Origin of the sequence: Streptomyces kebangsaanensis (genome assembly GCF_001906585.1) — a bacterium.
Classification (GTDB): Bacteria; Actinomycetota; Actinomycetes; order Streptomycetales; family Streptomycetaceae; genus Streptomyces; species Streptomyces kebangsaanensis.
This window is the reverse complement of the sequence record NZ_JUJA01000142.1, coordinates 3101-3529: the sequence shown is the minus strand read 5'-3', so window position 1 is coordinate 3529 and position 429 is coordinate 3101. Positions and strand designations below refer to the sequence as shown.

General features: G+C 71.6%; 1 protein-coding gene. It reads right to left on the bottom strand.

Going from position 1 to position 429, the window contains the following annotated elements:
* On the bottom strand, positions 1-229 hold a 229-nt coding region (locus RH94_RS41490; RefSeq protein ID WP_199881016.1), incomplete at its 3' end, for a DUF503 domain-containing protein.
* Positions 230-429 lie beyond the last annotated feature (200 nt).

Genomic DNA, 429 nt, shown 5'->3' with positions numbered 1-429 from the left:
CCAGCCGTTCGCACCGGTCCAGTACGTCGGTCAGGTGCGCCGCGTCGCCGGAGACCGCGGCGAGGCCGATGACGGCTCGCCGGTAGAGGTTCGTGTGGTCCACCTCGGCCGCGCTCACCGCGTATTTGCGCTGGAGCTCGGCGACGATCGGGCGGACGACGGAACGCTTCTCCTTCAGCGAGTGGACGTCGCCGAGGAGGAGGTCGAAGGACAGAGTCCCCACGTACATGTGTGTGACCGGGTTGCCCGCCGGTACGGGGTCGGTGGTCCTGCCATCCGGGCGGGCAGGACATCAAGAACGGTACCGCGAACCCGGGCGGTGGCTCGACGGGGTTTCCTTCGCCCGCCCTGGGCTCCGCCTCTGCGCCACGGGTCTCGCCCACCCGCCCGCCCGACTCGGTGGGACGGGAGGTGGCCGCAGCCGTGGGG